Source organism: Streptomyces yangpuensis (assembly GCF_024666385.1).
Lineage (GTDB): Bacteria > Actinomycetota > Actinomycetes > Streptomycetales > Streptomycetaceae > Streptomyces > Streptomyces yangpuensis.
Genome location: NZ_CP102514.1, coordinates 2,696,634 through 2,716,373, shown reverse-complemented (window position 1 = coordinate 2,716,373; position 19,740 = coordinate 2,696,634). Strand labels below are relative to the sequence as shown.

10 protein-coding genes are annotated in these 19,740 nt (G+C 69.1%); 3 read left to right on the top strand and 7 right to left on the bottom strand.

Annotation, left to right across the window (positions count from 1 at the left end; genetic code table 11):
- Window positions 1-15: 15 nt before the first annotated feature.
- The 5 genes from NRK68_RS12345 to NRK68_RS12325 all read right to left on the bottom strand — a co-directional run bounded on the left by NRK68_RS12345 (window position 16) and on the right by NRK68_RS12325 (window position 6,987).
- Window positions 16-1,056, bottom strand: a complete 1,041-nt coding sequence (locus NRK68_RS12345; protein WP_183065486.1) for an ABC transporter substrate-binding protein — start codon at window positions 1,054-1,056, stop codon at window positions 16-18.
- 148 nt (window positions 1,057-1,204) lie between these two features.
- Window positions 1,205-2,365 carry an acyl-CoA dehydrogenase family protein gene (locus NRK68_RS12340; protein ID WP_183065485.1) on the bottom strand — a complete coding sequence of 387 codons (1,161 nt, stop codon included), beginning with the start codon at window positions 2,363-2,365 and terminating at the stop codon, window positions 1,205-1,207.
- A gap of 7 nt (window positions 2,366-2,372) precedes the next feature.
- Complete coding sequence (locus NRK68_RS12335; RefSeq protein WP_183065627.1) at window positions 2,373-3,290, bottom strand: hydroxymethylglutaryl-CoA lyase; 918 nt, start codon at window positions 3,288-3,290, stop codon at window positions 2,373-2,375.
- Window positions 3,291-3,301: 11 nt separating this feature from the next.
- Window positions 3,302-5,329, bottom strand: a complete 2,028-nt coding sequence (locus tag NRK68_RS12330; protein WP_257855784.1) for an acetyl-CoA carboxylase biotin carboxylase subunit — start codon at window positions 5,327-5,329, stop codon at window positions 3,302-3,304.
- 26 nt (window positions 5,330-5,355) lie between these two features.
- Window positions 5,356-6,987, bottom strand: coding sequence for a carboxyl transferase domain-containing protein (locus tag NRK68_RS12325; protein WP_183065483.1), 1,632 nt, complete (start codon window positions 6,985-6,987; stop codon window positions 5,356-5,358).
- A gap of 112 nt (window positions 6,988-7,099) precedes the next feature.
- Between NRK68_RS12325 and NRK68_RS12320 the strand changes: the two genes are divergently transcribed.
- Both NRK68_RS12320 and NRK68_RS12315 read left to right on the top strand, forming a co-directional pair.
- Window positions 7,100-7,678 (top strand): SACE_7040 family transcriptional regulator, encoded by a 579-nt coding sequence (locus tag NRK68_RS12320; RefSeq protein WP_046774821.1) that lies wholly within the window; start codon window positions 7,100-7,102, stop codon window positions 7,676-7,678.
- A gap of 56 nt (window positions 7,679-7,734) precedes the next feature.
- On the top strand, window positions 7,735-8,541 hold the full coding sequence (locus NRK68_RS12315; protein ID WP_257855783.1) for a phosphatase: 807 nt from the start codon (window positions 7,735-7,737) through the stop codon (window positions 8,539-8,541).
- A 74-nt stretch (window positions 8,542-8,615) separates the two neighbouring features.
- Here the strand turns inward: NRK68_RS12315 and NRK68_RS12310 are convergent, their stop codons facing one another.
- Both NRK68_RS12310 and NRK68_RS12305 read right to left on the bottom strand, forming a co-directional pair.
- Window positions 8,616-9,110: a hypothetical protein gene (locus tag NRK68_RS12310; protein WP_257855782.1), complete on the bottom strand. Its 495-nt coding sequence runs from the start codon at window positions 9,108-9,110 to the stop codon at window positions 8,616-8,618.
- Complete coding sequence (locus NRK68_RS12305) at window positions 9,107-15,274, bottom strand: RHS repeat domain-containing protein (protein WP_257855781.1); 6,168 nt, start codon at window positions 15,272-15,274, stop codon at window positions 9,107-9,109. Before NRK68_RS12305 ends, NRK68_RS12310 begins: the two co-directional genes overlap by 4 nt.
- A gap of 521 nt (window positions 15,275-15,795) precedes the next feature.
- Between NRK68_RS12305 and NRK68_RS12300 the strand changes: the two genes are divergently transcribed.
- Window positions 15,796-19,689, top strand: coding sequence for an FG-GAP-like repeat-containing protein (locus tag NRK68_RS12300; protein WP_257855780.1), 3,894 nt, complete (start codon window positions 15,796-15,798; stop codon window positions 19,687-19,689).
- Window positions 19,690-19,740 lie beyond the last annotated feature (51 nt).

Here is a 19,740-nt window from a genome sequence, read left to right as displayed (position 1 = left end):
GGCGCCGCGCGTGGGTCAGGCGACCTTCTTGGCGTTCTGGACGGCCTTGGCGAGGTCCTCGAGGATCTGGGCGCACTTGTCGTACGAGAAGATCGGCTCGGTGGTGCGCGGGGCGACCTGGCCGGCCTTCACGGCGGGCATCTCGGCCCAGGTGGCCTTGGCCTTCAGCTCCTCCGGCTGCAGGGTGCCGGTGCGGTTGTCGAGCAGGACCAGGTCGGCCTTGTACTTGCCGGCGTTCTCCCAGCTCAGGCTCTCGAAGAAGCCGCCCTCGTCGAGCTTCTCCGGGGTGATGAACTCGACGCCCAGGGACTTGAAGTACTTCAGGTCGGCCGAGGTGTCCGGGGTGGAGGCGTAGAACAGGTCGGCGGAGCCCGAGCCGACGAGGACCTTGATGCCCGGGTTGGCCTTGGTGGCCTCGCGGACCTTGGCGGCCGCGGCCTCGAAGCGGGCCTTGCCGTCGACGGCGGCCTTGGCGTTCATGTCGGCGCCCAGCGACTTGGCGAGTTCCGCCGTGCGCTCCAGGGCCTTGTCCATCGAGACGTTGCCGCCGACGCCGATCGCGGCGTGCGGGGCCAGCTTCAGGATCTTGTCCTTGGAGGCCTCGGGCACGTACCAGTACGAGCCGTCCCAGGTGTTGGTGACGAGCAGGTCGGGCTGGAGGGCGGCGTACTTCTCGACGTTGAACTCGTCGTAGACGTTGCCGAGGATCTCGACCTTGGAGATGTCCATCGAGCCGGCCTGGACGTCGGGCTTGCCGTCGGCGGTCTTGGTCGGGCCGAAGACGCCCTTGACCGAGACGCCGTAGTCGTGCAGCGCGGCGGCGGTGCCGGTGAAGGCGACGATGTTCTTCGGCGTGGACTTGGCGCTGACGTCCTTGCCGAGGTCGTCCTTGAAGCTCCAGGGACCGGAGGACGCGGCGGCGGTGCTGCCCTTGTCGCCGTCACCCTTCGCCGTGTCGGCGCCGCCGCACGCGGCGAGCGCGGCGACGAGGCCGAGGGCACCGCCCGCGGCGATGAAGCCGCGACGGGTGGAGGAGAAGCTACGGGACTTGGGCATAATCGATGTCCGATTTCGTGCGTACCGGGGCGGCCACCAGCGTGCCGTTCGTGGGGAAGGTTAGCCTAACCTTGGCCGAAAACGGTAAGGGGGCCCTAAGTTTTTTTCGGGCCCCTCACCTCGCCCCGTGCACGCACGGGACCGTGCGTCAGCCGGCGAAGCCCAACTCGCGGGCGATCAGCATGCGCTGGACCTCGCTGGTGCCCTCGCCGATCTCCAGAATCTTGGAGTCCCGCCACATGCGGGCCACCGGGTACTCGTTCATGAACCCGTAGCCGCCGTGGATCTGCGTCGCGTCACGGGCGTTGTCCACGGCCACGGTGGAGGAGTACAGCTTCGCGATCGCCGCCTCCTTCTTGAACGGCTCCCCGGCCACCAGGCGGGAGGCCGCGTCGCGCCAGCCGATGCGCGCCATGTGGGCGCGCATCTCCATGTCGGCCAGCTTGAACTGGATGGCCTGGTTGTCGCCGATCGCCTTGCCGAAGGCGTGCCGCTCCCTGGCGTACTTCACCGACTCGTCCACACAGCCCTGCGCGAGGCCCGTGGCGAGCGCGGAGATGGCGATCCGGCCCTCGTCGAGGATCCGCAGGAACTGGGCGTAGCCGCGCCCCTCCTCGCCCACCAGGTTGGCGAGCGGGACCCGGACGTTGTCGAAGGACAGCTCACGGGTGTCCGAGGAGTTCCAGCCCACCTTGGAGTAGGGGGCGGCCACCGTGAAGCCCGGGGTGCCGGACGGGACGATGACCGAGGAGATCTCCGGGCGGCCGTCCGCCTTGCGGCCCGTCACGGCCGTGACCGTGACCAGGCCGGTGATGTCCGTACCGGAGTTGGTGATGAAGCACTTCGAGCCGTTGATGACCCACTCGTCGCCGTCCTTGACGGCGGTCGTGCGGGTGCCGCCGGCGTCCGAGCCCGCGCCGGGCTCCGTCAGACCGAAGGCGCCTAGCACCTCGCCCGAGCACAGCTTCGGCAGCCACTGGCGCTTCTGCTCCTCGGTGCCGAAGAGGTACAGGGGCATGGCGCCCAGGGAGACCCCGGCCTCCAGGGTGATGGCGACCGAGGAGTCGACCCGGGCCAGCTCCTCCAGGGCGATGCCCAGGGCGAGGTAGTCCCCGCCCATGCCGCCGTACTCCTCCGGGAAGGGCAGGCCGAACAGGCCCATGCGGCCCATCTCGGCGACGATCTCGTAGGGGAACTCGTGCCGCTCGTACAGGTCGCCGATCTTCGGGGCGACGACGTCGTGGGCGAACGCCTCGACGGTGCGGCGGAGTTCCTCGTGCTCAGGGGCGAGCCGGTGGTCGAGGGACATGGTGTGACTACTCCTTGTGGGAGAGGGCGCGGACGGTACGGGAGGGGCTGGGGCGTCCCAGCCGTTCGGCCATCCACACGCTCGTGGCGGTGAGGGCGGCCAGGTCGACCCCGGTCTCGATGCCGAGACCGTCGAGCATCCACACCAGGTCCTCGGTCGCGAGGTTGCCGGTGGCGCTCTTCGCGTACGGGCACCCGCCGAGGCCGCCCGCGGAGGCGTCGACGGTGGTGACCCCGTGCCGGAGCGCGGCGAGGGTGTTGGACAGGGCCTGGCCGTAGGTGTCGTGGAAGTGCACGCCGATGCGGTCGGTGGTCACACCGGCCTCGTTCAGCGCGGAGAGCAGGGCCTGGACATGGCCCGGGGTGGCGACACCGATGGTGTCGCCGAGGCTCAGCTCGTCACAGCCGAGGTCCAGCAGGGCCTTGGCCACGGAGACGACCTGATGGACGGGGACAGCGCCCTCCCAGGGATCGCCGAAGCACATGGACAGGTAGCCGCGCACGTGCGCCCCGCCCTCCCTGGCGCGCGCCACGACCGGCTCGAACATCGCGAGGGACTCGGCGACGGTGCGGTTGAGGTTGCGGGAGGCGAAGGTCTCCGTGGCCGAGCCGAACACGGCGATACGGGTGGCCCCGAGGGCGAGCGCGCGGTCCAGGCCGCGCTCGTTCGGCACCAGGACGGGCAGGGCGGCGTCCACGTCGGCGAGCAGCGGGAAGAGCTGCTCGGCGTCGGCCAGCTGGGGCACCCACTTGGGGTGCACGAAGCTGGTCGCCTCGATGGTGGTCAGGCCCGCGCCGGCCAGGCGGCGCACGAACTCCGCCTTGACCTCCGTGGGGACGGCCGTCTTCTCGTTCTGCAGGCCGTCGCGGGCGCCGACCTCGTGGATACGGACCCGGGCCGGCAGGCCGGGGGCCGGGACGGTCATGGGCAGGCCGATCACGCGCCCTCCTCCTCGTCCGCGGTGACGACGGCCAGGACCTGGTCCATGGCCACGGTGGTGCCGGGCGAGACGTCCAGCTCGGTGACCGTGCCGGCGTGCGGGGCGGAGATGACGTGCTCCATCTTCATCGCCTCGACGACGAGCAGGCTCTGACCGGCGGTCACCTTGTCGCCGACGGCCACCTTGACGACGGTGACGGTGCCCGGCATGGGGGCCGCGAGGGTGTCGGCCCCTGCCCGGCCGGCGCCGCTGAGGTTCGCCACGACGGGGTCGTGCGTCTGCACGTGCCAGCTGTCGGCGTCGCGCCCGAGCCAGACCCCCTCCGGGGAGGCCGCGTGGGTGAAGCGGTGCGTGACGCCGTCGAGTTCGAGGGTGAGGGCGCCGGGGGTGCGGCTGACGATCCGGGCGCGCGCCGGTGCGGCGCCGCTGTCGACCGCGTCCAGCAGGATGTCCTGCTCGGCGCCCACCTTCCGGGTACGGACCTCCACCGGGTCCTGGCCCGGGAGGCGGAAGTGGTGGACCGTCCAGGCGGGGGTGCCGCCGAGGCGCCAGCCGTTGGCGGCGTCGAACGGATCGACCCACCCACCCGGCCTCGCCGGCGTGTGCGGACGACCGAGCGGTGCTTCCAGCAGCGCGGCGGCCGCGTACACCTCCGGCGGGACACCCTCCGGGAGGAGCCCCGCCAGGTCGCGCTCGACCAGGCCCGTGTCGAGGTCGCCCGACACCACGTCCGGGTGGGCCAGCAGTCGCCGCAGGAAGCCGGCGTTCGTCTGGACGCCCAGGATCACCGTGTCGGCCAGCGCCGCCCGCAGCATGCGCAGCGCGGCCGGGCGGTCCGGCCCGTGCACGATGACCTTCGACAGCATCGGGTCGTACGTCGAGCCCACCGGAACGCCCGCGGTCAGGCCCGAGTCCGTGCGGACCGCACCGCCCGACGGCTCGGACAGCGCCAGGACCGTACCGCCGGACGGCAGGAAGCCGCGCGCCGGGTCCTCCGCGCAGACGCGGGCCTCGATGGCGTGCCCGGTCAGCCGGATGTCGTCCTGGGTGACCGGCAGGGCCTCGCCGGAGGCGACCCGCAGCTGGAGCTCCACCAGGTCCAGGCCGGTGATCAGCTCCGTCACCGGGTGCTCGACCTGGAGACGGGTGTTCATCTCCATGAAGTAATAGGAGGAGGGGTCCCCGCCCGGGACGATGAACTCCACCGTGCCCGCGCCGACGTACCCGCAGGAGCGGGCCGCGTCCACGGCCGCCGCGCCCATCGCCGCGCGGGTCTTCTCGTCGAGCAGGACCGAGGGGGCCTCCTCGATGACCTTCTGGTGCCGGCGCTGCAGCGAGCACTCGCGCTCGCCCAGGTGGACCACGTTGCCGTGGGCGTCCGCCAGCACCTGGATCTCGATGTGCCGGGGCCGGTCCACCCACCGCTCGACGAGCAGGGTGTCGTCGCCGAACGAGGAACGGGCCTCGCGGCGGGCCGCCGCGATCTCCTCGGCCAGCACCGCCTCGTCCCGTACGAGCCGCATGCCCTTGCCGCCGCCGCCCGCCGAGGGCTTCAGCAGCACCGGCATGCCGATCTCCGAGGCGGCCGCGACCAGTTCGGCGTCGGTCAGGCCGCTGCCGGAGGAACCGGGGACCACGGGTACTCCCGCCGCCTTCACCGTCTCCTTGGCGCGGATCTTGTCGCCCATGAGGGAGATCGCGGAGGCGGGCGGCCCGATGAAGGCCAGCCCGGCCTCGGCGCAGGCCTGCGCGAAGGCGGCGTTCTCCGCCAGGAAGCCGTAGCCGGGGTGCACGGCCTCGGCGCCCGTCCGCTTCGCGGCATCCAGCAGCCGCTCCACGGACAGGTAGCTCTCCGCGGCGGCCGCCGGGCCGATCCGGACGGCCGTGTCGGCCTCCCGTACGTGGCGGGCGTCCGCGTCCGCGTCGCTGAAGACGGCCACGGAGCGGATGCCGAGCTCCCGCAGGGTGCGGATGACCCGGACCGCGATCTCGCCGCGGTTCGCGACCAGAACAGTGCTGAACATCAGTGAGGTCCTCACGTCACATCACGTCACATACGGAAGATGCCGAAGCCCGGCTGTGTCTGATCCTTTTGGCCCAGCGGGGCGTTCGCGCACGCGGTCAGGGCCAGTCCCAGCACCTGCCGGGTCTCCATGGGGTCGATGACCCCGTCGTCCCACAGCCGCGCCGTGGCGTAGTAGGCGTTGCCCTGTTCCTCGTACTGGGCGCGGACCGGGGCCTTGAAGGCCTCCTCGTCCTCGGCCGGCCACTCCTGGCCGGCGCCCTCGATCTGGTCGCGCTTGACCGTCGCGAGGACCGAGGCGGCCTGCTCGCCGCCCATCACCGAGATCTTGGCGTTGGGCCACATCCACAGGAAGCGGGGCGAGTAGGCCCGCCCGCACATCGAGTAGTTGCCGGCGCCGTACGAGCCGCCGACCACCACCGTCAGCTTCGGGACCCGGGCGCAGGCCACGGCCGTCACCATCTTGGCGCCGTGCTTGGCGATGCCGCCGGCCTCGTAGTCGCGGCCGACCATGAAGCCCGAGATGTTCTGGAGGAAGAGGAGCGGGATGCCGCGCTGGTCGCACAGCTCGATGAAGTGCGCGCCCTTCTGGGCGGACTCGGCGAACAGGATGCCGTTGTTCGCGATGATCCCGACCGGGTGGCCGTGGATCCGGGCGAAACCGGTGACCAGCGTCTGGCCGAACTCGGACTTGAACTCCTGGAAACGGGAGGCGTCCACGATCCGCGCGATGATCTCGCGGGCGTCGTAGGGGGTGCGGGAGTCGACGGGGACCGCGCCGTACAGCCCGGCCGGGTCCACCTTCGGCTCCTCCGGGGCCTCGACCGACCAGGGCAGGGGCCCGCGGTCGGGCAGGGTCGCCACGATGTTCCGTACGATCCGCAGCGCGTGCGCGTCGTCCTCCGCGAGGTGGTCGGTCACGCCGGAGACACGGGAGTGGACCTCGCCGCCACCGAGCTCCTCGGCGGTGACGACCTCGCCCGTGGCGGCCTTCACCAGCGGCGGGCCGCCGAGGAAGATCGTGCCCTGGTTGCGGACGATGACGGCCTCGTCGCTCATCGCCGGGACGTACGCCCCGCCCGCGGTGCAGGAGCCGAGGACGGCGGCGATCTGCGGGATGCCGGCGCCCGACATGCGGGCCTGGTTGTAGAAGATGCGGCCGAAGTGCTCCCGGTCGGGGAAGACCTCGTCCTGCATGGGCAGGAAGGCACCGCCGGAGTCGACCAGGTAGAGGCAGGGGAGACGATTCTCCAGGGCCACTTCCTGGGCGCGCAGGTGCTTCTTGACGGTCATCGGGTAGTACGTGCCGCCCTTGACGGTGGCGTCGTTCGCGACGATCACGCACTCGCGGCCGCTGACCCGGCCGATGCCCGCGATGACCCCGGCGGCGGGCGCGGCGCCCCCGTACATCCCCTCGGCGGCCAGCGGGGCCAGCTCCAGGAACGGGGAGCCCGGGTCGAGGAGGGCGTCCACGCGGTCGCGCGGGAGGAGCTTCCCGCGGGCGGTGTGGCGGGCGCGGGCCTTCTCGCCGCCGCCGAGCCGGGCCGCGTCGAGCCGGGCGCGCAGGCCCTCGGTCAGCTCGCGGTGGGCGGCCTCGTTGGTCCGCCAGGCCTCGGACGCCGGGTCCGCGGCGCTCGTCAGCACTGGTGCCTGCTGCATCGGTCGAGCTCCCTTGCTCGTTCCACTTGCTCGGTACACGTTGTTAATCATCGTTAACGCATCTACGGCTCAGGTTAACGACCGCTAACGGCCCTGTCTAGAATGGTTTCCCATGAGCATCAGAGCGGCCGCCCCCACCCGACGCGAGCAGATCCTCAGCGAGGCCGCCCGCCTCTTCGCCGCGCGCGGGTTCCACGGTGTCGGCGTGGACGAGATAGGGGCCGCCGTGGGCATCAGCGGCCCCGGCCTGTACCGGCACTTCGCGGGCAAGGACGCCATGCTCGCCGAGCTGCTCGTCGGCATCAGCGAACGCCTCCTCACCGGCGGCCGCCACCGGGTCGCGGAGGCGGCGGGCGACCCGTGCCGGGTCCTGTCCTCCCTCATCGACGGCCACATCGACTTCGCGCTGGACGACCGGGCGCTGATCACCCTGCACGACCGCGAGCTCGACCGGCTGCGGGAGGCCGACCGCAAGCTCGTCCGGCAGCTGCAGCGCCAGTACGTGGAGCTGTGGGTGGAGGTCGTACGGGAGCTGCACCCCGAGGTCGGCGAGGCGGAGGTGCGGGTCGCCGTGCACGCGGTCTTCGGCCTGCTCAACTCCACCCCGCACCTGGGCGCCCTCGGCCGCGAGGCCACCGAATCGCTGCTGCGCAGGCTCGCGCACGGGGCCTTCGGGGCGCTGTCGGCGTGACCCGGGGCGTCCGCCGACCGGAATGGACGCGCCGCCTCCGCCCCGGCGGCGGCAGAATGGCCCGTATGCCGAAGCCGATAGAGACGTCCGTACCCACCCGCGCCGAGCTCATCGACCATCTGGTCCGCACGCGGATCGCGGGGCAGGTCGCGACGCCGCGCGAGAACAACCTCTCCCACTACCGCAAGCTCGCCAACGGCGACCGGCACTACTGGCTGGGCCTGGAACTGGGCGACCGCTGGACCGACGAGCAGGACGTGCTCGCCGTGATGGCGGAGCGCTGCGGGGTCGTGGACGACCCGGAGGTCCGCTTCGGCCAGGACACCATCGACCCCGAGCTGACGGTGGCCGGCCTGGACCGGCTGGCGGCGCGGCTGCGCAAGGCGGCGGCCGACCGGCAGCGCGTGCTGTTCGCCACCGGTCACCCGGGCGGCCTGCTGGACGTCCACCGCGCGACGGCGGCGGCCCTGCGCGCCGCGGGCTGCGAGATCGTGGTGATCCCGCAGGGCCTGGTCGCGGACGAGGGCTCGGTGTGGCAGTTCGCGGACGTCGCCGTGCTGGAGCGGGGCGCGACCCTGTGGCACACCCATTCGCCGGCGCCGATGGCGGCGATCCTGGACGCGCTCGCGGCCGAGGGCCGCCCCCAGCCGGACCTGGTTGTGGCCGACCACGGCTGGGCGGGCTGCGCGGCCCAGCGCGGCCTGGACGCGGTGGGCTACGCCGACTGCAACGACCCGGCCCTCTTCCTCGGCGAGGCCGAGGGCACCCTCCAGGTCGCCGTCCCCCTGGACGACCACGTCCGCGACCCCCGCTACTACGACCCGCTGGTGGCGTACCTGCTGCACGCGGCGGGCCTGCTCTGACGGCGCTGGCACGGCGCACACGAAAGGCCCCGACCGGGAACTACCGGTCGGGGCCTCCTGTTAGTGATGTGCGGTCAGGTCTGGCAGTACATCGCCAGGTACACCCGTCCGTCCCAGTCCTCAGAGCTCTGTATGAAGGACGTGTAGTCCACCGAGCACTGCCCGTTCCAGTCGTGAGCCTTAATGCTCCACTTGTAGAAGAGACCCTGTGTCAGCCTCCATCCCTCGCCGTCCGGACGCGAGTGTTCGGCTACCTTCTGCGGTGTAACAGAACTGAATGAGGGGGGATCCATGCCGAGGCTGGTCAAGTAGGCCCTCGACTTGTCCGGGGCGCTCCGAAACGTCAGCTGGGCGGAGAATCCGTCCCTGTCCGAACCTTCGCAGAACTGAACTTCTTCACTGGTTGGGAGCTCCGGCAGGCCATACTTCTCGAAGATCTGAGGTGAGATCGCCATCGATTTGCAGGGCTGCTCCTGCAAGGCCAGTTCGCCCAAGGTCGAACATCCGGTCAAGGTGAGTACCCCGGCCAGTACGGCGATGACAGTGGACCTGTCGATTCGAAGGCTCATCGGACTGATGACGTGTGGACGCTGCTCTTGCCTACCATTGCATACTCCCGGGCCGATCCGTATTCGTGCATGTCCGCGAAGTACTTCAGCGGGATGTGCATCGCCTTCTTGTTCTTGTCAAAGTTCCAGTCCTTGTAGATTTCCACAGTGTATTTCGCCTTGGCTGTGGTGGTGGGGCCCGGTCCGGATACCTCCATCGTGCCGGATATGCGCATTACGGCGTGACCGATCGCGTTCGCGTTGTCAAAGTTCGTGAACTGTGTGCCGAGCCAAGCGCTGTCCCCGTCGAATGAGCAGCTGCTGTCCGACCCGCAGCGGCCGCGCGCCTGCTCTGCCCATTTCACGAGTACTTCATTGACGCCCGTGGATCCATTGTCCAGGCCCTCTCCGGTGACGAAGCCTTCGTCGGGTGCCATGAGTTCGTCCACGTCCACCTCCTTGTCTTTCCCGTTGCCGTCCACATAGTGCCCCCACAAGTCGCACGAAAGGGTCAGCTGGGCATCGCAGGCTCCACCCATCAATGTGTAGTACCCGGCCACCTTGGCCGCGAGTATGATATTGAAGGACGTGTGCCAACGCTGCTTGGAGGCGTACTCCGCATTTTCTGACGGAGTGTGCGGCTTGGTCTTTCCTGGTGTGGAGAGCTTTTTGCCGCAATAGATTCCGCATCCTCTGGAGCGCTTGACGCCGTAGCCCGCGCTGTACCTCTTCGCGGCTTCGACGACACTTTGCGGCTTGGACTGGAACCCGCCGTCGGTGTTGTTGCCCTCGAAGTACTTCAGGCCGTCGGGGTCGGAGAAGGTGAACGGGTTGTTCGCGGCATACGTATAGCCGTGGAGCTGCTGGGCGTCCTTCAGGTCCATGATCGGGTCCACCGAGATGAAGCGGCCGATCAGGGGGTCGTACTCGCGGGCTCCGATGTGGGTCAGGCCGCTGTCGTTGTCCTGCGTGCCTCCGACGAAAGTCTTTTCGCCGGTCCACGTCGTCGGCTGGGTGCCGCGGGTCTCGCCGAACAGGCCCGTCTTGCGGCGGGTGACCGTCTGGGTCGTGTCGGCGGTCACCTGAGTGGTGCCGGTGTTGTGGTGGTCGGCGAGGGTGAAGGTGAGCTTGCCGCCAGTGCGGACGGCGACGTCGCCGTAGTAGCGGGTGCCCGTGACCGTGCCCGACTTGTCGAGCTTCAGCTCGTTGCCGGACGGCAGGTAAAGCGTGGTGCTGTCCTTCTCCTTGCGCAGGAGGCGGTTGCCGGTTGTGTCGTAGATGAACCCGTCAGTGGTCAGGCCCTGGACGAGGGACTTCAGACGTCCTTCCGCGTCCCAGTCGAGGTACTGGGTTTCACCCGTGCCGCTCTTGCGGGTCTTGGTGTTGCCGACCGCGTCGTAGGTGAAGGTCTCGTCGTGCGGGTCGGTGCCGGTCTGGGTGACCTTCGGGAGGTCGTGCTTCCCAGGCGTCGGGGGCGCGTAGGTGCGGACGGTGTCCGCCGTCGGGCCCGAGGCGGTCTTGTGCTTGGTCTCCGTCTTGCGGTTGCCGACGGCGTCGTAGGTGTACGTGGTCCAGTACGGGTCCTCACCACCGATGACGGTGGCCGATGGGGTGGTCGCGCAGGTCTCACCCTTGTTGGTCCACGCCTCGGTGATACGGCGCAGGGCGTCGAGGTTGACGCACTGGGTGTCCGTGGTCCGGGCGGCGTCCTGGCCGTATGCCGAGGCGATCGCCGTCAGGTTGCCGACGGGGTCATTGGTGTACCGGGTGTCCTCGAGCCGCGTCGGTGCCACATCGCGGTCGATGACCGCGCGCACGAGCGCGCCGGTGTGGGGGTCGTACTCGTTGGAGCGGTACAGGCGCTGGCCGGATGCGCCCAGTTGCTTCAGGACAGTGCGGCCGTAGTGGTCGTAGGACATGGCCGTCACCAGGCGACTGGAGCCCGCTGCCATGCTCTTCAGCAGGCCCGACACCTCGTGGTAGGTGCTGCCCACCGACTCGGCCGGGAGGCCGCCCATGGCGGGCTGCCTGGTCGAGAGGACCTGGCCCGTGATGTTGTAGACGTTCGTCCACTGGTACGTGCCAGCCATCGCGCCGGTATCGGGCGTGGACGGGATGACGACCTGGGTGTCGAGCGGCTGGTACAAGTCGTTGTACGACAGGACCTGCGAGGTGTACGCCTTGCCGTCGACGTGGCGGGTCGACTGCGAGAGCTGCCCCTTGGCCACGGTGTCGTAGACGGTCGAGGTCAGCGTCGTTGCGCCCTGCTTGGTGGCCACGGCACGACCGAGGTCGTCGTAGTCGGTGTGCAGGGTGATACCGCGGGCGTCGGTGACGTCGGTGACGCGGTCACCGGTGTCGTACACGGTCTTGGTGAGACCCTTGTCCGGGTCGTTCACCTCGACCTGGCGGCCGCGGACGTCATACGTGTACGTCCAGTTGGCGTTGGCCGGGTCGGTGATCTGGGCCAGTCGACCGAGCCTGTCGTAGGTGTACGTGGTCGACTGCGAGGTCGACCGAGCCGCGTCGGTGTAATCCTTCTGCTCCACCGGGCGGCCCAGCGCATCGACGGCGGTGGTCGTAGACGTGCCGCCCTGCGGCGGGACGACCGTGGTGGTGTCACCGGTGTAGCTGGTCGTCGTGCGCTTGGTCTCCACGCCGTTCTTCTTGGCGATGACCGCTGTCGGGCGGCCGACGCCGTCGAAGAGGGTGTCCGCGGAGGAGGGGTAGTTGAGCTCCTGTCCGGTGACCAGCTCGGGCGAGGGGGCGCCGTCGGCGTAGTACGTGCCGGAGGTGCGCCAGGCCAGGCCGCGGGTGTCGTAGAAGGTCTCGGTGACCAGGCGTCCGGCCAGGTCGGGCGACTGGGTCTGGGTCTGCCGCTCGCGCAGCAGACCGTCCTGGATGGAGTGGACGACCGAGTATTCGTAGTCGTGCGTCAGCGTCTTGGACGTGACGACGTTGGGCCCGCTGTTGCGGACGGTGTACTCGAAAATACGGCTCGGCTTGCTCGGGTTCGCCTCTTCCGTCCAGTTGGGTGCCCAGACCTTGGTCACCCGGCCGAGGGCGTCGTACGCCGACGTGGTGACCTTGCTGTTGGGGTCGGTGACCTTGGTGGCCTGGCCGCGCAGCGGGTCGAGCCGGCTGGTGACGGTGTGCCCCAGCGGGTTCGTCGCCGTCATCGCGGTCGGTACCTCGCCCGTGGCGGGCGTGTAGGTGGTGGTGGTCACCTTTCCGTAGGCATCGGCGGCGGCCAGGGGCCTGCCATAGAGGTCGTAGCAGAGCTCGTTGCCGGCAGCGCCGCAGGTCGACGGGATGGTCGACGCGGTGTCGTAGCCGTCGCCCTTGCCGTTGATCCTCTCGGTCTTCGTCACCAGGCCCCGGCCGGAGACGGTACCGAGCGCGCTGTTGTCGTAGTACGTACGGGTGTCGCCGACGATGTCGGCCGTCGTGGCTCCGGTCGTCCCGCACGGCAGCGCGACGGTCCTGACCTGGCTCTGCCGGTCCAGGATCCATGTGGCGGTGTTGCGCGCGTACGTGGTCGTGGTGCAGGACTCGTCACCGGTCTTGGCGGTGTCGCCCGTGCTCGACTCCCACTCGACCATGCCGTAGCCGTCGAACTGACGGCTGGTTTCGGTCGTCCGGGTGCCACCGGTGACGGTGGTGCGGTTGGACTCCTTCTCGACGTTCGTCTTGTAGGAGGTGAGGTTGGGCAGTCCCGGCCGCAGACGCTTGGCCACCTCGGCCGAACGCCACGGCGTGCTCGACGTCGCGCTCACGAGCTTGGTGGTGTCGTCGCCGTCGTAGGTGGCCGTCTCCCGGACCATGCCGGCGAATTCGGGACGGTCGGTGACCGCGGCTCCCGTGCCGTCCTTGACCTCCTTGCCGTCGAGGCCGCGGAAGTAGCGGGTCTCCGACAGCGTCTTCGGGTCGCTGGCGGCACCGGTGCGGGTCTGGACGAGTCCGTAGCCGCGCGCGACCGAGTGGACGCGGTCCTCGGCCTTGGTGAACTCGCTGGTGTCCTTGTCCCAGGCCGCTCCGCCCACATAGGCGTAGGAGGTCACCTTGTCGGGTGTCGAGGCGAGGTTGTCGCCCTCCACGATCTGGTTGACGACATAGGTGTTGAACCAGTCGAGCTTGGAGGTGTCACCCTCCCAGGCCCACTTGACGGGGTAGCAGCGGGTGGTGTTCGTCCCGTCCGAGGCCGGCAGCGTGGTGGGGGTGCAGTCCTGCTGCGAGTATGTGACACCGATGGTGCCACCGGTCTCGGTGTTGACCTGGGACATCCGCAGCCGGACGTAGGGGGCCAGTCCGTCGCCGGTCTTGTCCACGCGGTTGGGGCGCTGCTCACCCGCGAAGGTGACGGGGTCGAGCCGGATGTCGTCCGCGGCTCCCGCCTTTGCGGTGCGGGTGATGGACTTCAGCCACATCGGGGTGGAGATGCCGTCGCCCGCCGGCGGGAAGTTCTGGTCCAGGGTCCAGGAGTCGACGTCCTGGTAGGTGCCGCCGGTGAGGAGCTTGGTGTGGATCGCGGTGAGGCGCATCCGTGACCAGAACGTCGGCGAGTACTGGCCCTTGCACTCCGTCGAGCCGTCCTTGCAGAACAGGTCGTAGGGGGAGTCCGGCCAGTTCTTGGCGTTGGCCTCGTCGAAGGTCCCGCAGTTGGTGAGGCAGCGCTCGTCGACACCGAACTGCACCTGCGCCATCGCCTTGCCGCTGTAGACGGCGTCGGAGCGCAGGCCGTAGTCGATGCGGTCCAGCCAGCCGCCGCGGATGTACGGCGTGACCGTGGCCTTGCCGGTGGTCATGGAGACGTTGCGGCCGTAGTTGTTGGTCTCGGTCTTCCAGTAGTACGCCATCGCGTCGCCACCGGGGGTGACGACGTAGTCGAGCTGCCAGCGCCAGGCCTGCTTGCACCAGGCGCTCGCGAACGAGGCGTTGTAGCAGGGCTCACCCGCCTGGTTGCCGAAGACGGGCGCGGTCCAGGCCGAGTTCGTCGTCGGCGTGGAGGCGTCCTTCCATCCCGGGAGACGGTTCAGACCGAAGAAGTACTGTGTGCCGTCGGTCGTGGTGATCTTCCAGTGTTCACCGTCGTTGTCGCCGTTGACGGCGCCGGTGAGCTTCTCGACCTTCTCGCCCGAGTCGGAGGCCGGGTGCCAGCCCTTGCCCTGCTCGTAGACGAGTTCGGTCGACTTGCCGCCCAGCGACAGCGTGGCGTTGTCGTTGAACCAGCACTGGTCGCCGACCTTGGCGGTGTTGGTGCCGCCCGTCTTGTCGTCGTTGCAGGGCTTGTACCTGCGCTCGATGAAGCCGGGCTCCCAGGACCAGCCGTCACCGATCCACGAACCCTGGCTGTTGGACATGCCCGTACGGCCGTCCACGGACTGGGAGTTGTAGTTCAGCGAGATCTGCGGGCCCAGACCCCCGGGCACCGCTGGGGTCGCGACCGGGTAGGACCAGGAGAAGGCGCCAGTCGAGCCGCCCGCGCTCCAGGAGCCGGAAGGCTGGAGGGAGGTCGCCTTGTAGTCACCCGTCGGGCCGGCGTCACCGGCCGTCGTGGCGAGGACCGTCGCGCCGGCCGAAGCCGCGGATGCCGACTTCGCGGACACGCCCGCGGACTTGGCCGAAGGCGCCGTGCCCTGCGTGATCACCTGCGCCGAGAGCTTGCCCGCGCGCGTGTCGTTCTGCGTCTGCACCGGCGTCTGCGTACGGCACTCGGCGCGCTCCGGAGTCGTCAGCGCACACGCCGGAAGCTCCACCAGGCGCAGGCGGGAGGCGTAGTCGCCACCGTAGGCGCTGCGGAAGGAGCTGTAGTCCACCTCGACCTTCGCCGGTGCGGCCTGTGTGCCGCCGTCCGAGCGGCCTACCGACAGCAGGACGCCGTCGACGCCCGCCTTGCGCGCAGCGTCCTTGCCGACGAGGGAGACCTTGACCTTCGACGGCGCTTCGGCCGCCTTGCCCGGCGGGACGTAGACCGCCACCGGGAGCTTGCCGGCCTGCTGGGAGCCCGGATCGACGACCGGCCCGCGAGCGGAATCCGACAGGAACGACTTCGAGACCGGGCCCGAGGCGGCGCTCAGACTCACCTCCGCCGAACCGGCCGTGGGCCAGGAGACCTTCGGCGCCTTCCAAGGAGTCGCGCCCGCGTCATCGGCCTTCTTCGCGCCACCCGCGCGGACCGGCTTCACCGGTACCGCCTTCGGCTGCTTGAGTTCCGGTAGCGACGGCTTGGATTTGCCATCCGCTACGGCTACAGCGCTGGGCAACAAGCCCGAGAGGACGGCTGCGGCCAACGCCACAGAAAGTCCTCGCGCACGGAATTTTCTCACACCCCACCCCATGCTTCTAGAAAGATTTACGGCGCAGACTAACAGGCAGAATTCGCCAATCCGACATCCTGGAATGAGCCCCATTTCGGGGCAAGGGGATCTAGTGGCTCATAAGGGTTGACACGCATCTGACTGGCGTAAAAATGCCAGGTCAAGGTGCAGGTGCTGTCCGAAGCTCCCAGTAGAGTCAGCCGCGTAGATACCGGGCAGATGGAGTGCGTGTGAGAAGAAGAGAGGCCCTACTCGGCGTGCCGGGTGGGCGGGGGATTTCACGGGTCATCGCGGTGGCCCTGATAAGCGGAATTTCCGCTACCGGATTGACTGTCATTAATCCTTCAACGATTGCGGTGGCGGCCCCTGATCCGGTGGCCGAAGGATCCATGACTCCGGAAGACTTCGCGCTTGCCAAGGCGAAGGAGACCGGACAGCCCTACGAGCTGACCTCGGCCCGCACCGAGAACTCGGACACCTGGGCGCTGCCGACCGGCAAGTGGTCGACCAAGCGGCACGGCACGACAGTGCGTGTGCGCCAGGACGGCGGCTGGGTGTCCGCCGACCCGACGCTGCAGTTCGCGACGGACGGGAAGGTCAAGCCCAAGGCGTCGGCCGTCGCGATCACCTTCTCCGGCGGCGGCACCGGGCCGCTGCTGACCGGTGTGAGGAACGGCCGGACCCTGTCGTTCACCTGGCCGCAGGCGCTGCCCAAGCCGACCCTCGCCGCGAACGTGGCCACGTACGCCAACGTGCTCCCCGACGTGGACCTCCAGCTGAAGGCCGAAGTCGAGGGCTTCTCCCAGCTGCTGGTGGTCAAGACCCCCGCGGCCGCGCAACACCCTGACCTCGCCACACTTAAGTTCAAGCTCGACATGGTGGGCCTGAACGTCACCAAAGACGCGACGACCGGTCTGTTGACCGCCACCAATCCGGCCGGTGAGATCGTCTTCACCTCGCCGAACCCGGTCATGTGGGACTCCACCACCACCGGGGAAGCTGCCCCGGTTGCACGGGCGGCGGTGGCCGGCGCCACTTCGGGGACGAGCGAAGCCCCCTCAGATGTCTTCGTTACGCCGTCCGGGGCCAAGAGTGCCCAGATGCCCACGGTCGTCACGGGTGGGAACCTGGAGATCAAGCCGGACCAGGCGCTCCTGAAGAATGCCGAGACCAAGTACCCCGTCTACATCGACCCGTCGGTGGCGTGGGGCAACCGGCAGAACTGGGCCTGGGCCTACCGCACCTGGGCGGACAACTCCTACTGGAACACGAAGGAGGACGTCCGGGTCGGCTACGAGTCCCAGACGCAGGGGCTTTCGCGGTCGTTCTTCCAGCTCGACACGTCCGTCGTCAAGGGCGCCAAGGTGTCGAAGGCGACGTTCCGGATCAAGGAGACCTGGTCCTGGTCCTGCACCCCCAAGCGCGTGGAGCTGTGGACCACCAATTCCATCTCGCCCAAGACGACATGGAACAACCAGCCGGCCCGGCGGAACCATCTCGACGGCTTCGACGCCGCCAAGGGGTGGGGGGATGCGTGCCCCGCCGGCAACCTCGAGTTCAATGCCACCGCCGGTGTCCAGGAAGCGGCCTCCAACGGCTGGTCCAGCATGACCGTCGGCCTGTACGCGGGCAACGAGGGCGACAAGTACCACTGGAAGCGGTTCGACCCCAAGACCGTCACGCTGGAGATCGAGTACAACAACCCGCCCAACACGCCCTCCGACCCGGGTATCGCCCCCTGGGTTCCGTGTGAGCAGGGAGGCTCGGTCGGCAACACCGCGATCAGGCTCTACGCGACGGCCTCCGACCGCGACGCGGGCGAGCTGAGCACCGAGTTCCAGCTCTTCAAGGAGGGCCAGAGCAGCCCCGCGCTCACGCAGAATCTCCCCTCCAGCAACGGCAAGTTCGTCACGTGGAGCGTCCCGGACGCCTCCCTGCCCGACGGGACCTACACCTGGCGGGCCCGGACGACCGACGGTGACGGTGCCCAGTCGGGCTGGTCGCAGACCTGCAAGTTCACCGTGGACCGGGCACGGCCAGCGGACGCACCGAAGATCAGCTCCACCGTCTTCCCCGACGGCACGAACGGCTGGCCCGCCGGCACCGCCAAGGCGCGCACCACGGGCGACTTCACCCTCTCCGCCAACGGTGACAAGGACGTCGTCTGGTACGGCTACTACACCGACTGGGACCCGGAGGTGAAGAGCACCTTCGTCGACGCGGGCACGGCGTTCACCGCGAAGCTCACCCCTCCCGGCGCAGGCCCCCACTTCGTCTACGCCTTCACCCAGGACGCCGCCGGAAACCGCTCGGACACCGCGGTGTACCGCTTCTACGCAGCGCGCGAGGCGGCGAAGGACGGACCGCACGACGTCAACGGTGACGGCAACCGCGACATCTGGAGCAACGACCTCTTCGGCAGCCTCCTGACCTATACAGGTCAGGGCAACGGCAAGTTCTCCGCGATGATCAGCTCCCCCAAGTCCTTCGCCAACGCCCAGGTCGCCAATCTGGGTGACTGGGACGACGACGGCTACAACGACATGCTGGCCCTCCACCCGAAGCCCGGAGTGCCGGGCAGGAAGCTGTGGGCCTACGGGAACAACGGGCAGGGCGCCGTCATCGGCTCCACCGAGCTGTTCGCTGCGCGGCCCGAGGAGAACCACTGGTCCGACGCCGATCAGGTCGTCGCGCCCGGCGACCTCGACAAGGACGGCATCCCCGACATCCTCGTCAAGCAGGGGGCCAAGCTCTACGCCTACTTCAACACCCCCGCCGGCCAGTTGGACGACACTCCGCCCGTGCTCGTCGGTGGCACCGACTGGGGCAAGTACACGGTCATCGCCGCCGGAGACCTCAACAAGGACACCGTCCCGGACCTGCTGCTGCGGGACAACGCCACCGGTGACGTCCTGAGCAGCCTCGGGCGCAAGAGCCCTGATCCCAGGCACACGGTCGATCTGGCCACCTGGGGCACCCTGACGCCCGCCAAGGTGCACTCCGGCCTGCCGCTGGGGAGCTACCCGCAGATCGGCTCGTCCGGTGACCTGAACGGTGACGGGGTCGTCGACCTGTGGGCCCGCCAGGCGGACAACACCATGGTCGCCTGGCCCGGCAAGGTCGGCGGCGACGGTGTCACCGTCGCCTCCTTCGGTGCGCAGTTCCAGATCGACGGGGTCCCGGGCGCCCGGATCCCCGCCGGCACCACCCTGGCCTCGGGCCAGGAGTACTCCAGCGGCAACTCCAAGCTGCTGATGAAGTCCGACGGCAATCTGGTCCTGCTGAGCAAGAGCGGCAAGCAGCTCTGGGCCACCGGTACCGCCGGGAACCCGGGTGCCACGGCCCGGATGCAGAGCGATGGAAGCTTCGTCGTCCTGTCGGCCGACGCCAAGACCACCCTCTGGAGCAGCAAGACCAGCACTCCGGGTTCGTACGCGATGCTCCTGCCCCGCGGTGTGCTCGTCATCTACACCGCCTCCGGGCAGAGCCTGTGGAGCAGCGGCAGTCAGAGCCGGCCGGACTACGACGGCGACGGCTACACCGACGTGGCGGTGCGCGACGTCAACGGCCACCTCTGGATCTATCCGGGCACCGGCGGTGCGGGTACCGGCACGCTGGGCCAGCGGTACCTCGCCGGCAACGGCTGGTGGCGTGACCACTGGACGAACGTCTACTCCGCCGACCTCAACAACGACGGGTACTCCGACATCGTCACCCGCAACAAGTTCGGGGACCTGTACCTGTACCCGGGCACCGGCAGGACGGGGACCGAAACGCTCGCCAACCCGGTCCTCATCGGTACCGGCTGGGACACCTACGCCGACCTCGGCTTCGGAGACATGAACGGCGACGGCCGCACCGACCTCATCGCCCGCGGCAGCGACGGCAATCTGTGGGTCTACCCCCACAAGGGCGGCACCGGCACCGGCACCCTCGGTGACCGGGTCTCAATCGGCTTCGGCTGGCATCCCCAGAACTGGCCCGCCCTGCGGTTCGCCGACCTCAACGGCGACAACAAGGCCGACGTCCTTGCTCAGAGCAACACCGGCAAGCTGCACCTCTACCCGAACAGCAGCAGTGCCGATTCCATCAGCCTCGGCAGTCCCAGCGTCGTCGGCGAAGGCTGGTGGAACGGGGAGTGGACCCCCTTCGCCAGCGACCTCAACGGCGACGGCAAGCCGGAGCAGGTCGGCGTCACCCGTACCGGGGACTTCTTCGACTTCCTCCCCGAGGGCCGCAGCCTGATCGGCGTCGGCTGGGTCGGATACGACATAGTCCTCTGACCGCTGTGAACAGGTGAGGGGGTGAGATCCCACAGGGATCTCACCCCCTCG

Bases quoted from the DNA above. Each gene is read 5' to 3' on its own strand.
- NRK68_RS12300 (WP_257855780.1), top strand. From the start codon at position 15,796: ATGACTCCGGAAGACTTCGCGCTTGCCAAGGCGAAGGAGACCGGACAG.
- NRK68_RS12330 (WP_257855784.1), bottom strand. From the start codon at position 5,329: ATGTTCAGCACTGTTCTGGTCGCGAACCGCGGCGAGATCGCGGTCCGG.
- NRK68_RS12340 (WP_183065485.1), bottom strand. From the start codon at position 2,365: ATGTCCCTCGACCACCGGCTCGCCCCTGAGCACGAGGAACTCCGCCGC.
- NRK68_RS12310 (WP_257855782.1), bottom strand. From the start codon at position 9,110: ATGAGCCTTCGAATCGACAGGTCCACTGTCATCGCCGTACTGGCCGGG.
- NRK68_RS12345 (WP_183065486.1), bottom strand. From the start codon at position 1,056: ATGCCCAAGTCCCGTAGCTTCTCCTCCACCCGTCGCGGCTTCATCGCC.
- NRK68_RS12320 (WP_046774821.1), top strand. From the start codon at position 7,100: ATGAGCATCAGAGCGGCCGCCCCCACCCGACGCGAGCAGATCCTCAGC.
- NRK68_RS12335 (WP_183065627.1), bottom strand. From the start codon at position 3,290: ATGACCGTCCCGGCCCCCGGCCTGCCGGCCCGGGTCCGTATCCACGAG.
- NRK68_RS12315 (WP_257855783.1), top strand. From the start codon at position 7,735: ATGGCCCGTATGCCGAAGCCGATAGAGACGTCCGTACCCACCCGCGCC.
- NRK68_RS12325 (WP_183065483.1), bottom strand. From the start codon at position 6,987: ATGCAGCAGGCACCAGTGCTGACGAGCGCCGCGGACCCGGCGTCCGAG.